The organism is Nocardia sp. NPDC019323, assembly GCF_044389845.1.
Lineage (GTDB): Bacteria > Actinomycetota > Actinomycetes > Mycobacteriales > Mycobacteriaceae > Nocardia > Nocardia implantans.
On sequence record NZ_JBIRYN010000001.1, the window covers coordinates 792,201 to 805,022 of the forward strand.

General features: G+C 70.8%; 14 protein-coding genes. 8 read left to right on the forward strand and 6 right to left on the reverse strand.

Annotated features, from left to right (window positions below):
• Positions 1 to 222: 222 nt before the first annotated feature.
• Positions 223 to 417, forward strand: coding sequence for a hypothetical protein (locus ACH49X_RS03695; protein ID WP_036538000.1), 195 nt, complete (start codon positions 223 to 225; stop codon positions 415 to 417).
• Between the two features lie 86 nt (positions 418 to 503).
• Here ACH49X_RS03695 and ACH49X_RS03700 read toward each other — a convergent pair whose 3' ends face one another.
• Positions 504 to 1,229: a TetR/AcrR family transcriptional regulator gene (locus ACH49X_RS03700; RefSeq protein WP_195082392.1), complete on the reverse strand. Its 726-nt coding sequence runs from the start codon at positions 1,227 to 1,229 to the stop codon at positions 504 to 506.
• A 154-nt stretch (positions 1,230 to 1,383) separates the two neighbouring features.
• Here ACH49X_RS03700 and ACH49X_RS03705 point away from each other — a divergent pair, with 154 nt between their 5' ends.
• The gene (locus ACH49X_RS03705; protein ID WP_357206764.1) at positions 1,384 to 3,156 is read left to right on the forward strand and encodes a DEAD/DEAH box helicase; all 1,773 of its coding nucleotides are present in this window, start codon (positions 1,384 to 1,386) and stop codon (positions 3,154 to 3,156) included.
• A complete protein-coding gene (locus ACH49X_RS03710; RefSeq protein ID WP_195082216.1) occupies positions 3,156 to 3,710 on the forward strand; it encodes an SWIM zinc finger family protein in 555 nt (184 codons plus the stop codon). Before ACH49X_RS03705 ends, ACH49X_RS03710 begins: the two co-directional genes overlap by 1 nt.
• Positions 3,711 to 3,745: 35 nt before the next feature.
• On the opposite strand, the gene ACH49X_RS03715 is transcribed toward ACH49X_RS03710, so the two are convergent.
• Positions 3,746 to 4,315, reverse strand: a complete 570-nt coding sequence (locus tag ACH49X_RS03715; protein WP_195082215.1) for a class I SAM-dependent methyltransferase — start codon at positions 4,313 to 4,315, stop codon at positions 3,746 to 3,748.
• Positions 4,316 to 4,370: 55 nt separating this feature from the next.
• Between ACH49X_RS03715 and ACH49X_RS03720 the strand changes: the two genes are divergently transcribed.
• Positions 4,371 to 5,138, forward strand: a complete 768-nt coding sequence (locus ACH49X_RS03720; protein ID WP_357206765.1) for a helix-turn-helix transcriptional regulator — start codon at positions 4,371 to 4,373, stop codon at positions 5,136 to 5,138.
• On the opposite strand, the gene ACH49X_RS03725 is transcribed toward ACH49X_RS03720, so the two are convergent.
• A complete protein-coding gene (locus tag ACH49X_RS03725; protein ID WP_195082214.1) occupies positions 5,139 to 5,879 on the reverse strand; it encodes an SDR family NAD(P)-dependent oxidoreductase in 741 nt (246 codons plus the stop codon).
• A gap of 105 nt (positions 5,880 to 5,984) precedes the next feature.
• Between ACH49X_RS03725 and ACH49X_RS03730 the strand changes: the two genes are divergently transcribed.
• Positions 5,985 to 6,587: a TetR/AcrR family transcriptional regulator gene (locus ACH49X_RS03730; RefSeq protein ID WP_357206767.1), complete on the forward strand. Its 603-nt coding sequence runs from the start codon at positions 5,985 to 5,987 to the stop codon at positions 6,585 to 6,587.
• Between the two features lie 3 nt (positions 6,588 to 6,590).
• Here ACH49X_RS03730 and ACH49X_RS03735 read toward each other — a convergent pair whose 3' ends face one another.
• On the reverse strand, positions 6,591 to 8,336 hold the full coding sequence (locus tag ACH49X_RS03735; RefSeq protein ID WP_397069153.1) for a DEAD/DEAH box helicase: 1,746 nt from the start codon (positions 8,334 to 8,336) through the stop codon (positions 6,591 to 6,593).
• 189 nt (positions 8,337 to 8,525) lie between these two features.
• Here ACH49X_RS03735 and ACH49X_RS03740 point away from each other — a divergent pair, with 189 nt between their 5' ends.
• Positions 8,526 to 9,668 (forward strand): YihY/virulence factor BrkB family protein, encoded by a 1,143-nt coding sequence (locus ACH49X_RS03740; protein WP_397068768.1) that lies wholly within the window; start codon positions 8,526 to 8,528, stop codon positions 9,666 to 9,668.
• 9 nt (positions 9,669 to 9,677) lie between these two features.
• Here the strand turns inward: ACH49X_RS03740 and ACH49X_RS03745 are convergent, their stop codons facing one another.
• On the reverse strand, positions 9,678 to 9,914 hold the full coding sequence (locus ACH49X_RS03745; protein ID WP_039799212.1) for a DUF3039 domain-containing protein: 237 nt from the start codon (positions 9,912 to 9,914) through the stop codon (positions 9,678 to 9,680).
• 285 nt (positions 9,915 to 10,199) lie between these two features.
• Between ACH49X_RS03745 and ACH49X_RS03750 the strand changes: the two genes are divergently transcribed.
• Positions 10,200 to 10,553, forward strand: coding sequence for a DUF3099 domain-containing protein (locus ACH49X_RS03750; RefSeq protein WP_323124447.1), 354 nt, complete (start codon positions 10,200 to 10,202; stop codon positions 10,551 to 10,553).
• Positions 10,554 to 10,569: 16 nt separating this feature from the next.
• On the opposite strand, the gene ACH49X_RS03755 is transcribed toward ACH49X_RS03750, so the two are convergent.
• Positions 10,570 to 11,865 (reverse strand): MFS transporter, encoded by a 1,296-nt coding sequence (locus ACH49X_RS03755; protein WP_357107993.1) that lies wholly within the window; start codon positions 11,863 to 11,865, stop codon positions 10,570 to 10,572.
• A gap of 182 nt (positions 11,866 to 12,047) precedes the next feature.
• On the opposite strand from ACH49X_RS03755, the gene ACH49X_RS03760 reads away from it, so the two are divergent.
• The gene (locus ACH49X_RS03760) at positions 12,048 to 12,791 is read left to right on the forward strand and encodes a VOC family protein (protein ID WP_195082209.1); all 744 of its coding nucleotides are present in this window, start codon (positions 12,048 to 12,050) and stop codon (positions 12,789 to 12,791) included.
• Positions 12,792 to 12,822 lie beyond the last annotated feature (31 nt).

Consider the following 12,822-nt stretch of genomic DNA (forward strand, 5'->3'; position numbering starts at 1 on the left):
CATCGGCGGCAGGACCTGTGGCGTTCGCCCGTAGCGAAATCCCTGGTCGTGTTATCGAAAACACACTGCTTCATCCGCGGGAACAAAGTCCCCCGTCCCGAACGTCTGACAGAGTAGTCAATACCCCTGCTGGGAAGTAGCGGTAGCGAGCTCGTGGTGAGTGACCACGGGCCCCACACCAGGTGAACGGTCGTCGGGACCGGGAGCCAGGACGGAGGAGTCATGCCAGGAACCCTGACAAGCACCCCACTGACCGCGGTCGATCGTTGCGACCGCTGCGGGGCGGCAGCCCGAGTGCGCGCCGTACTGCCCGCGGGTGGAGAGTTGCTCTTCTGCCAGCACCACGCGAACGAACACATGGATCGGCTGCGTGAGCTGGACGCCGTGATCGACACGGAGTCCGCTCCCGCGCTCTGATCTGCTCCTCGCGTCCTGACACAACAGCATCGGACAACAGAACACCGTTTCCACCGGCAGCGGGCGACCCACAGGTCGCCCGCTGCTCATGCGTCCGGCGGCGATCGGTCCGCGCCGAGGATGCCGTCCAGCAGCCTGGCCAGGCCGTATTCGAACGCGCCGTCCGGGTCGGCGGGCGCCTGGTACAGCTCGCCCACCGCCGCACCGACGCGTGCGGCCAGCGGGAACCGGCTCGGCGGCATCACCTCGGCCAGCAGCGGCCCGTGCACTTCCCACCAGCGCGCGTCGCTCATGCGCGCGGTCTCCCGAGCGGCCGCCACCGCCATGCGCGCGTTTCCGGTGGCGAACTCCGACAGCACGGCGATGGCCCGGTCCATCGCCACGTCGGGCAAGCCGAGCCCGTCGATCGCGGCCAGCTGGCGTTCGTACCGACGCATCCGTCCCGGCCCGAGCACGAGCCGCCACGGCGACACCTCGAGCAGCCAGGGATGCGCGAGGAGTTCCGCCCGGATCTGACGGGCCACGGCGGCGAGGCGCTCCCGCGGCGGCAGATCCGCGGGAATGGGAGCGTCCTCCTCGGCCACCGCGTCGACCATGAGCGCCGTCAACGCCTCCTTGCTCGGCACGTAGGTGTAGAGACTCATCGGCCGCAGCCCCAGCTCGGCGGCGACCGTGCGGATGGAGACCTTCTCGTAGCCGTGCCGGTCGGCGAGCGCGACCGCCGCCGCGACCACCGCGTCCACACTGACCGTCTGTTTCGGTCCACGCCCCGCCGGACGCGGCGGAAGTTCGTGCCGCCACAGCAAGCTCATCAGCCGCTGGGCCTCGTCGGAGGTGACGTCGTCGCTCACTGGCTCCTCGGAACCTATCCGGTACGGTGGGCGTTACACTACTCCGTACACCATACGTTGATTTGAGGGGTGGATCCTGTTCAGCACACAGGTCACTTATCTACCGGATCGGCACATGTTCGCGCTCTGGACCTGGCTCGGACACACTCCCGGGCCCGCTCCGACCGGCCCGGGTGACCGCGAGACCATCGCGCTGGCCGCCCCGATCGGCGTGGACGGAGCCCTCGAGGTCGTCGACGTGGACGCCGCCTTGGTGGATCCCGAGACCTTCGCCGGCTCGCGTCTCGAACACCCGGGAGAGTCGGTCCTGGCCTGGCAGCGGGTGATGCGTTCCGTGCTCGCCGACCCTGCCTGCGAACCGCAGGCCCCGGACTCCGATGCCTTGCCCATCGCCGCGCACGCCGTTCCCGACGCCTCCGGCACGGCCGTCGTCTCCGCACAGCGGGCGCTGGGCGTCCTGCGCGACACCGAGGCGGTCGCCGCGGACTTGCGGACCACGTTGAAGGCCCGGCTGCGGCCTTACCAGGCCCGCGGTGTCGGCTGGCTGCGCGAAACGGTGGCCGCCCACGGCGGGGCGGTGCTCGCCGACGAGATGGGCCTCGGCAAGACCGTGCAGACCATCGGCTTCCTGCTCGACCGGGCCGAGGCCGGTCCCCAGCTGGTGGTGTGCCCCACCTCGCTGGTCGGCAACTGGGCCCATGAGATCGGCCGGTTCGCGCCGGGGCTGCGCGCGGTCGTGTGGCGCGGCGGAGCCGTCGACGCCGACGCCGACGCCGCGACGATCGTCATCGCCGGTTACCCGACGCTGCGTCTGCACGGGCAGCTGCTGTCGCGGCGGAGCTGGGCGACGGCGGTGTTCGACGAGGCGCAGGCGCTGAAGAATCCCCGCACCCAGGTCGCGAAGGCGGCGCGCGCGATCGACGCGGCCGCGACGGTCGCGTTGACCGGCACGCCGGTGGAGAACCATCTGGAGGAGCTGTGGGCCCTGCTGCACCTGGTGGCGCCGCGGTTGTTCGGGCACCGGACGCAGTTCCGGCGGCGCTTCGTGCGGCCGATCCACGAGGGTTCGGCCGCCGCCGCGGCGCGGTTGCGCGACACCATCGAACCGGTGGTGCTGGCCCGCACGAAGCGTCAGGTCGCCGCCGCACTGCCCGCGAAGATCCACAGCGACCTGCTCTGCGACCTCACCCCCGAACAGGAACTGCTCTACGACCAGCTGCTCGACAAGGCCGTCGACGACGGCTTCGGCACGGGCATCGAGCGCCACGGCCGGGTGCTGGCCGCGCTGACGGCCCTCAAGCAGGTGTGCAACCATCCCGGGCTGATCACCGGCGAGCTCGACGAGCTGGCAGGCCGGTCCGGGAAACTCGACCTGTGCACCGACATCATCGCCGCCAACCTCGAAACCGCAAGCCCGACATTGATCTTCACGCAGTACCGGCAGACCGGTGAGCTGCTGGTGCGGCATCTCGCCGAGCGGTTCGGTGTGCGCGCGCCGTTCTTCCACGGCGGGCTCTCGCAGGCCGAGCGCGCCGAGATCGTCACCGGCTTCCAGGCCGAGGACGGGCCGCCGGTGCTGGTGCTCAGCCTGCGCGCGGCAGGCACCGGACTCACGCTGACCCGCGCCGCCGACGTCGTCCATTTCGATCGCTGGTGGAACCCGGCGGTGGAGGCGCAGGCCTCCGACCGAGTGCACCGGATCGGCCAGACCCGCACGGTCACCGTCACCACGCTCACCTCGACCACCACCGTGGAGGAGCACATCGCGGGCATGCACGGCCGCAAGGCGGCGCTGCGCGACCTCGCCGACGCGGCGGGCATCGCGGCGCTGGCCGCGCTGGACGACGCCCAGCTGATCGAGATCCTGCGCCGCAAGAGGGAGAACTGATGGCGGACAACGAATTCGGCTACACGGCATGGGGCATGGACTGGGTGCGGCTGGCCGAGCCGCTGCACCAGACCCGGCCGGACCCGCTGCTGCCCCGCGCCCGCAGCATCGCGCGCAACAACGGCGTGCAGGCCACCGTCGAGGGAGGCGAGGTGCGGGCCACCATCCACCGGGGTGGTCAGGCGTCGGTGACGCAGGTGGAGGTGGCCCCGCTGTCCCGGCAGACCATCAGCGCGATCGCCGCGGTCGTGACGGAACCGGCCATGCCCACCGACGACATGCATCGCGCGATCAGCGCGGCCGGGATCGCGCTCGCGCCCGTGCTCGCGGGGACCGACTGTTCGTGCACGGCGCGCAAGACACGGTGCGTGCACGTCTTGGCCGTCTTCTACGAGATGGCGCGGCGAGTCGACGAGGACCCCCGCCTCGGCTTGGCGATCCAGGGGTATTTCGCCATGGCGCCGGGGAATTCGGACGAGCCCGCACCGGCGACGCGATGGACGCCGATCAGCGCGCTCGACCCTCGTCGCTTCTTCACCACGACGCCGCGCTGAACCGCAGGACGGCCTCGGGACCCGCAGGGCCCGGCTCACTCCGGCTTCCTGGCCCGGAAGCGGAAACTGCTTGCGCCGGAATCGATCTCGACATCGGTGAAGCCGACGCGGCGCAGTCGGTCGGCGGCGGTCTCCGGCGGCACGGGCACGCAGGTGTCCCCGAGGTGTATGAGCCGGAACATCCGGCCGTCGAGCCCGTCGCTGCCCGCGAACACCCCGCCGGGGCGCAACACCCGCAGGGCTTCGGCGAACAACGCGTCCTGCCTGCCGGGCGAGGGCACGTGGTGCAGCATGGTGAAGCAGACCACCGAATCGAATCGTTCTTCAGGCAAAGGCATGTCCGCGCCGTCGCCGTCGATCACCGTCATCGACCGGCCGTGCCGGTCGCGCAGCCGCGCGGCCAGCGCCGGATCGATCTCGACGCCGGTGAGCGCCGAGGTCCTGGCCAGCAGCGCGGCGACGTTGGCGCCGTAGCCGGGGCCGATCTCCAGGGTGTCGGCGCCGAGGTCGAGACCGGACAGCGCCCACGGCACGATGCGCGTCGCACTGGCCTTCTCCCACATCGAGGAGCGGCACAGCAATCGGTGAAGTGTGTTCATCGCCATTCCTGTGACGCTAGGGACGGACCGCGCCTGGCACGACAGGCTACGGTGACACGTTGTGTCGCAGAACGGCCATGCCGTGGTCCATCCCGCTCCCACCGGCGCGACCGCCATGGTGTTCGGGATCGGGGTGCTGCCCGCGGGGCACTGGTTCGAATGGCATGAGCATCCGCAACACCAGATCGCCTGGGCGTCTCGCGGCGTCCTCGCGGTCGAGGTGGGCGACAACCGCTGGGTCTTACCCCCGACCAGAGCACTGTGGGTTCCCGCGGGCACCGCGCACCGCACCGGCACCTGCGACGGCGCGGCGATGCGCGGCATCTTCCTGGACCCCGGCCGGTGCCCGCTCGATTTCGGCGCGCCGACCATGTTGCGCGTGACCCGGCTCCTGCACGAGCTGTTCGATCTGCTCACCACGGCCGACCCCACCCCGCAGCGGCGAGCGCGTGCCGAGGCGGTGGTCTTCGATCTGCTCGAGCCCGTGTCGGTGATCCCGATCGGCGCGCATCCGCCCACCGATCCCCGGGCGCGGCAGGTGGCCGACGCGCTCGCCGCCGATCCGGCCGATCCGCGCACATTGGCCGAGTTCGCCGCCCACGTCGCCGCCAGCCCGCGCACGCTGGCGCGGTTGTTCGTGGCCGAGACGGGTCTGGGCTTCGGCCAGTGGCGCACCCAGATCCGGCTGGCGGCTTCGCTGCCGCTGCTCGCCGCGGGCATGCCGATCGCGCGGATCGCGGGCCGGGTCGGTTACGCGACGCCCAGCGCGTACGTCGCGGCTTTCCGGCGGGCGGTCGGGGTACCGCCGGGGCGGTATTTCACCGGTTGATCAGGCGTTGGTGCCGCTGTCCACGGTGAGGAACGCGCCGGTCACGCTGCGGCCGGACGGCCCGGCGAGGAAGGCGACCGTGGCCGCGACATCGTCGGCGGCGCCGAAGCGGCCGAGCGCGGTGAGGTCGCGCTGCCGCTGCGCGTGCGCGCCGTCGACCGGATTCATATCGGTGTCGGTGGAGCCCGGCTGCACGAGATTCACAGTGATCGCACGCGGGCCCAGCTCACGCGCCAGCGCCTTGGTGAAGCCGTTGAGGGCGGACTTGCTGAGGTTGTAGAGCGTCACGCCGTCGAACGGGGCGTGATCGGTCAGGTTGGTTCCGATGCTGATGATCCGCCCGCCGTCGGTCATGTGCGCGACCGCGGCCTGCGCGGCGACGAACGCCGCACGTGCGTGCACGGCGAGCGCGTTGTCGACCTCCGCGACGGTGAATTCCGCGAACGGCTTCGCCGGGAAGATCCCCGCGTTGTTGACCAGGATGTCCAGTCCGCCGAGTGCGGACGCCGCGTGGTCCACCGCCGCCCGCACGGCGGTGGCGTCGGCGCTGTCGGCCCGGATCGCGACGGCTCGGCGCCCGAGCCCCTCCACCTCCCCGACCACCGTCTTCGCCTGCTCTTCGGCGTGCTGGTAGGTCAGCGCCACGTCCGCGCCCGCAGCGGCGAGGCGGCGCGCGATCGCAGCGCCTATCCCGCGACTGCCCCCGGTGACCAGCGCGACCTTGCCCGTCAGCTCCGCCATCGGTACTCCTCCAATTTTTGTGTCGATCAGTACATAAATAGCCAAGCGCATTCGCCGCGGCGATGTCAAGGGGTATATTTAACGATCGACACAGAAAGGTCGGGCATGGCTGAACGGGGACGACCGCGCGCTTTCGATCGTGCCGAGGCGTTGCGCCGCGCCATGGAGGTGTTCTGGGAGCACGGCTACGAGGGCGCGTCGATGAGCGACCTCACCGACGCGATGGGAATCAACTCACCCAGCCTGTACGCCGCGTTCGGCGGCAAGGAGGCACTGTTCCGCGCGGCCGTCGAACTCTACGGGCACACCGACGGCGGCCACACCGCCCGCGCGCTGCGTGAGGAACCCACCGCGCGGGCGGCCGTCGAGGCGATGCTGCGGGACAACGCGGCCGCCTACACCGAAGCGAACAAGCCGCACGGGTGCATGGTGGTGCTCGCGGGTTCCACCTACACCACCCGCAACACCGGCATTCGCGACTTCCTGATCGACAAGCGCCGCGAGACCACCGAAGACATCCGGCGACGGCTCGAGCGCGGCGTCGCCGAGGGCGATCTGCCGCCGCGCACCGACACCGCGGCGCTCGCCGGTTTCTACACCACGGTCCTCTACGGCCTGTCCATCCAGGCGCGAGACGGCGCGTCGCTGGCGGAACTCACGGCGTCCATCGACTGCGCCATGGCCGCCTGGCCCGTCCCCGCCCGCTGACGACTACTTGCGGCGCAGCGCGGCGATGCGCTCACCGAGTTGCTCCGCGGTGGCCAACGCGGTCGGCGGCCCGCCGCACTCGCGGCGCAACTCACCGTGGATCACCCCGTGCGGCTTGCCGGTGCGATGGTGATGCATCGCCACCAGGCTGTTGAGTTCACGCCGCAGCTCGCCGAGCCGATCGGCGGTGGCGACCCGCTCCGCGGCGCCCGCCACCTGCGGGCCGGGATCGGGGACGGGCGTGCTGCGCTCGGCGACCTGCTTGGCCTGCCGCTCACGCAACAGCGCGCGCATCTGCTCGGCGTCTAGCAGGCCGGGAATGCCCAGGTAGTCGGCTTCCTCATCGCTTCCGGCGAAGGTCGCGGTGCCGAAGGATGAGCCGTCGTAGATCACCTGGTCGAGCTCGGCGTCGGCGGCCAGCGCGACAAAGGACTTCTCCTGCTCGCCGGGCTCGTCCTGCTGCTTGTTCGCGTCGATGAGCAGCTCGTCGTCCAAGCCGTTCTTCTCCCGGTGCGGCTTGCCGATGACGTGGTCGCGCTGCAGTTCCAGTTGCGCGGCCAGATCCAGCAGCACCGGCACCGAGGGCAGGAACACGGTCGCGGTCTCGCCGGACCGACGGGCGCGCACGAAACGCCCGATCGCCTGCGCGAAATACAGCGGCGTGGAAGCGCTGGTCGCGTACACGCCGACGGCGAGGCGCGGCACGTCGACGCCCTCGGACACCATGCGGACCGCGACCATCCAGGGCTGAGTGCTGTTGCTGAACTCGGCGATGCGATTGGAGGACGCCGGGTCGTCGGACAGCACCAGCGCCGGCTTCTCACCCGAGATGTGTTCCAGCAGTTCGGCGTAGTCGCGGGCACGGTCCTGGTCGGTGGCGATCACCAGGCCGCCCGCGTCGGGCATGCCGGAAGCGCGCTTCTGGCGCAGCCTGATGTCGGCCGCGCGCAGCACCGCGGAGATCCAGTCGCCGGCCGGGTCGAGCGCGGTCCGCCAAGCGCGCGCGGTCTGCTCGGCGTTCAGCGGCTCGCCTAGGCGGGCGGAGTACTCCTCGCCCGCGCTGTCGCGCCAGTGCGCCTCGCCCGAGTAGGCCAGGAAGACCACCGGCCGCACCACGCCATCGGCGAGCGCCTCGGCGTAACCATAGGTGTGGTCGGCGCGGGACTTCGGGAATCCGGACTCGTCGGGTTCGTAGACGACGAACGGAATCTGGCTGTCGTCGCTGCGGAACGGGGTACCGGTCAGGGCGAGGCGGCGGGTGGCGTCGGCGAACGCCTCGGCGGTGGCCTCCCCCCAGCTCTTGGCGTCTCCCGCGTGGTGGATCTCGTCGAGGATGACCAGTGTCCTGCGATTCTCGGTGCGCACGCGGTGGCGCGAGGGATGCGCGGCGACCTGCGCGTAGGTGACCACGACACCGTGATAGTCCCCCGAGGTGCCGCCGGTGGAGTTGGAGAACCGCGAGTCGAGGGCGATCCCGGCGCGCGCCGCCGACTGTGCCCACTGGTGCTTGAGATGTTCGGTGGGCGCCACCACGGTGATCTGGTCCACGGTGCGGTCGGCCAGCAGTTCGGCGGCCACGCGCAGCGCGAAGGTGGTCTTGCCCGCCCCCGGGGTCGCCACGGCGAGGAAGTCCCGCGGTTTGGTGGCCAGATACTTCGTCAGCGCACGTCGCTGCCAGGCGCGCAGGGAACCACCGGAGGCGGTGGTCACCGCTTTGGAATCGCCCGGCGTCTCTGCTTCTCCCGCCACAGCGGCGCCACCCGACCCAGTCACGCAGACGACCCTAGCGGCCCGGCACGGCGTGTCGCCAAACCGACGCGGCGGGCGCGATGGGCATCACACGGCCACCAGCCAGGACGCTGGAAGTTCACCCGGCGCCCACCGACACATCGCGCACACCCGATGCCGATCGCCGAAGTGCGCGATGCTGTAAGGACGATGACCGAGCACCACGCCCTCCCGGGCGACCCGCCGCGGACCGACGCACCGCCGACGCGCGCCGTCGCCGTGCGCTCGCCCACGTGGGCCGACCGCGCGAGCGCACGGGCCACGCGGGTGAGCAGGCGGGCCGCGGCGCTGAGCATGCGGGTGGCGGAGAAGGCCTGGGCCGACTCCATCTTCGCCAAGTCGGCCGCCGCGGCGTTCTGGCAGACGCTGTCGCTGGCGCCGCTGTTGCTCGGCCTGCTCGGCAGTCTCGGCTACGTCGGGGGCTGGTTCGGCCCGGACACGGTGCAGATCGTCGAGTCCAAGATCATCGCGTTCAGCCGGGATCTGTTCAGCGCGAACGTGGTGACCGATCTCATCGAGCCCACGGTGCAGGACGTCCTCGGGCGCGGGCGCGGCGCGGTGGTGTCGGTGGGCTTCGTACTGTCGCTGTGGGCCGGATCGTCGGCGATGGCGACCTTCGTGGACTCGATCGTGGAGGCCCACGATCAGCAGGACGCGCGGCACCCGGTATGGCAGCGCATCTTCGCCCTGTTGCTGTACGTGCTGTTCCTGGCGGCGTCGGTGTTCATCCTGCCGCTGGTGGCGCTCGGGCCGACGCTGATCGGGCGGGTGCTGCCGACCGCTTGGCGGGCGACCGGACTGCAACTGCTGGACTTCTTCTACTACCCGGGCGTCGGCCTGCTGCTGATCGTCGGGCTCACCACCCTGTACAAGCTGGCACTGCACACCTCGTTGCCCTGGCACCGGCTCTTCGGCGGCGCACTGGTGGCCGGCGTGTTCTTCATGGCGGCCAGCGAAGTGCTGCGCCGCTACCTGTCCTGGGTCAGCCGCACCGGCGTCACCTACGGCGCGCTGGCGACGCCGATCGCGTTCCTGCTGTTCACGTTCTTCCTGGGCTTCGCGGTGATCCTGGGCGCGGAGTTCAACGCGGCGGTGCAGGAGTTCTGGCCCGCCCGCGCGACGCGCATGGAGCAGGTCAAGGAGTGGATCGCCAATCAGGTGCGCGGAGAGAGCGGAACCGACGCGGACACCGCGGAGCGGGACGAGGCCGCGCCGGATCCGGACGACACGGACCCCGACGGCCGCCGCGCCGTGCTCGACCTGCGCGCGGCGCGGTCCTCGTCCGGCGAGTAGCGCTTCGCCTCAGTCGCCCTTGCGTAGGCCGTCGTAGACCTTCTTGCACTCCGGGCACACCGGAGAGCCGGGCTTGGGCGAGCGGGTCACCGGGAAGACCTCTCCGCACAGCGCGACCACGTGGGTGCCGAGCACGGCGCTCTCGGCGATCTTGTCCTTCTTCACGTAGTGGAAGAACTTCGGGGTGTCGTCGCCCGTCGTCTCGTCGGTCGTCGTATCCGGGCGAACCATGGTGTCGGTGCTCACGCACTCCATGATGCCGCATCCCGCGACAACCTCGCTGACCACGGTGTCACCCGGGAGACGACCACGATTGCGAACCCGGTGAGCCGACCTCGGTATCGCCTCGAGCGCACCACCGAGAAGCGGGAACGGGCCTCGGTATCGCATCGAGCGACACCATCGCAAAACCGGAAAACGACCTCGGCATGTGCGCGGGCGGACCCCGAGTGGAAGACTCGGGGTATGCAGCAGAACGGCGATTCCTCATCCGCCGACGGCCGCGACCGCGAAGAGCACCCCGACGTGACGATGCCGACGCAGCCCCGCCGTTCCTCCGGATACTTCCCAGGCAGTGACGACAAGCATCCCGCGTTGATCACCGAGGCGGCGCCCTCACTGGACGACCAGCACCGGGCCCGGGTGCGCCGGTACACCATCATCATGGCGTTCCGCATACCGTGCCTGGTCCTGGCCGCGATCGCATACAGCGCGTTCGGCAACCCGCTGCTGTCCATCCTGATCATCGCCGCGTCGATTCCGCTGCCCTGGATCGCGGTGCTGATCGCCAACGACCGTCCGCCGCGCCGCAAGGACGAGCCGAGCCGGTGGGACCGTCCGCGCACGGCCATCGAGTCGCGCCCGCACAACGCCATCGACGGCTGAACCCGCCGGGAGCGGATCACCCCGCCGCGGCCTGCGTCCTGCGGATGACCGCCGACATCACGGCGGCCGCGGCGCACAGACCGCCCGCCAGGTACCAGGCGAGGTCGTAGCCGCCCTGCAGGTCGCGGATGAGGCCCGCGCCGGTGGCCGCCACCGCCGCGCCGATCTGGTGCGAGGCGAACACCCAGCCGAAGGCGACCGGGCCGTCGGCGCCGAACAGTTCACGGCACAGCACGACCGTCGGAGGCACCGTGGCCACCCAGTCCAAGCCGTAGAAGACGATGAACACCCACAGGCTCGGCTGCGTGTCCGGACCCAGCAGCGCGGGCAGGATCAGCAGCGACAGGCCACGCAACGTGTAGTAGCCGATCAACAGGTAGCGCGGATCGATCCGGTCGGTCAGCCAGCCCGAGGCGATGGTGCCCGCCACGTCGAAGATGCCGACGAGGGCCAGCAGGCTCGCCGCGGTGGTCGGCGGCATGCCGTGATCGTGCGCGGCGCTGACGAAGTGGGTACCGACCAGCCCGTTGGTGGACGCGCCGCACACCGCGAACCCGCCGGCCAGCAACCAGAAACCGGGACGGCGCGCGATCGCGGCGAGCACCGTGAGCGCCCGCGACGCGCCGGCGGCGGCGGGCACGCGCAGACCCGCCGTGCTGTCCGGTTCGGCGCCGTAGGCGCGCACGCCGAGGTCGCTGGGGTAGTCCCGGATGAACAGCAGCACCAGCGGCGCCACGGCCAGCGCGGCGCCCGCGACGATCAGCGACGGCACCCGCCAGCCGTGGGCGTGCGCCAGCGCGGACACCAGCGGGAGGAAGACCAGTTGCCCGGTCGCGCCCGCGGCGGTGAGCACACCGGTGACCAGACCGCGCTGCCGCACGAACCACCGTCCGGTGATCGTGGCGACGAACGGCATCGACATCGACCCGACGCCGATACCGACCAGCAGCCCCCAGGTCAGCACGAGATGCCACGGCCGGGACATGAACACCGTCAGCCCGCTGCCCGCGGCGACCAGCAGCAGCGCGCACGCCACCACCCTGCGAATGCCGAAGCGGTCCATCAGCGCGGCGGCGAATGGCGAGATCAGGCCGTAGAGCAGCAGATTCAGTGAGACGGCCGTCCCGATGGTCCCGTGCGACCAGCCGAACTCCTCGTGCAGCGGGTCCATCAGCACGCTGGGCACGGAGCGGAACCCGGCCGCGCCGAGCAGGGCGACGAAGCCGACGGCCGCGACCAGCCACGCCGGGTGCAACCGCAGGCGCGGCGGGGAATCGAGCGAAACAGGGGGCGGCGTCTGCAGTTCGGTCACCCGACGAGCGTGCCCGAACTATGCGTCCGCAACGAGTGGCTGAAATGCCACTTAGCATCAAATTCGCGCCAAACTCGGGGGCGCGGGTATTTTCTCGACAAGCCGGGCACGTGTACCTAGGGTCGCATGCAGCCTCGCTCACCATGATCACCGGACACGCGGGCGACGAGACAGGAGTGCACATGATTCGGTGGATCTGGGTCTTCCTGGACCGCCCGGCGCAGCGTTTCGACGACTGCGCGAAGTTCTGGTCCACGGTCACCGGCACCGAGCTCTCCCCTCGGCGCGGTGCGAACGACGAGTTCCTCACCTTGTTGCCGGACCCGGCGCTGTTCGCCGCGGCGAGCGTCAAGATGCAAGCGGTGACCGGTCTCGGCGGAGTGCACCTGGACCTGGACGTCGACGACATCCCGTCCGCCGTGCGCACCGCGCTCGACCTGGGAGCGGAACTGGTCGCCAACCATCCCGACTACGCCGTGCTGCGCTCCCCCGGCGGCCAGACGTTCTGCCTGACGCCAAGCGGCCGCGCGACGAGCACGCCCGCGCCCGCCGTGCGGGCTCCCGACGGCACGCTGTCGCGCTTGGATCAGGTGTGCCTGGACATCGGCCCCGACGACCACGAGGTCGAGACCCGCTTCTGGAAGCTGCTGACCGGGTGGTCCTACCAGCAGGGCAGGCGGCCGGAGTTCGCGCGGCTGCGCAGCGCGGAGCGCCAGTTGCCCGCGCAGCTGCTGTTGCAGCGCCTCGGCGAGAACCGCCCGACCAGCGCGCATGTCGATCTGGCTGCCGAGGATGTGGAAGCCACCGCCGCGTGGCACGAGTCGCTCGGCGCGACCGTGGTGGAACGCCACGAGCACTGGATCGTCCTGAGCGACCCCGGCGACGCGCTGTACTGCGTCACCGGACGCGACCCCAGCGGCGTCTGACCCAGTCTCCGGCGGCCACGGAGTCATCGCG

What these genes read in the sequence shown, in the direction of transcription:
- ACH49X_RS03695 (WP_036538000.1), top strand. Translation starts at nt 223, where the DNA reads ATGCCAGGAACCCTGACAAGCACCCCACTGACCGCGGTCGATCGTTGC.
- ACH49X_RS03700 (WP_195082392.1), bottom strand. Translation starts at nt 1,229, where the DNA reads ATGAGCTTGCTGTGGCGGCACGAACTTCCGCCGCGTCCGGCGGGGCGT.
- ACH49X_RS03705 (WP_357206764.1), top strand. Translation starts at nt 1,384, where the DNA reads ATGTTCGCGCTCTGGACCTGGCTCGGACACACTCCCGGGCCCGCTCCG.
- ACH49X_RS03710 (WP_195082216.1), top strand. Translation starts at nt 3,156, where the DNA reads ATGGCGGACAACGAATTCGGCTACACGGCATGGGGCATGGACTGGGTG.
- ACH49X_RS03715 (WP_195082215.1), bottom strand. Translation starts at nt 4,315, where the DNA reads ATGGCGATGAACACACTTCACCGATTGCTGTGCCGCTCCTCGATGTGG.
- ACH49X_RS03725 (WP_195082214.1), bottom strand. Translation starts at nt 5,879, where the DNA reads ATGGCGGAGCTGACGGGCAAGGTCGCGCTGGTCACCGGGGGCAGTCGC.
- ACH49X_RS03730 (WP_357206767.1), top strand. Translation starts at nt 5,985, where the DNA reads ATGGCTGAACGGGGACGACCGCGCGCTTTCGATCGTGCCGAGGCGTTG.
- ACH49X_RS03740 (WP_397068768.1), top strand. Translation starts at nt 8,526, where the DNA reads ATGACCGAGCACCACGCCCTCCCGGGCGACCCGCCGCGGACCGACGCA.
- ACH49X_RS03750 (WP_323124447.1), top strand. Translation starts at nt 10,200, where the DNA reads ATGCCGACGCAGCCCCGCCGTTCCTCCGGATACTTCCCAGGCAGTGAC.
- ACH49X_RS03760 (WP_195082209.1), top strand. Translation starts at nt 12,048, where the DNA reads ATGATTCGGTGGATCTGGGTCTTCCTGGACCGCCCGGCGCAGCGTTTC.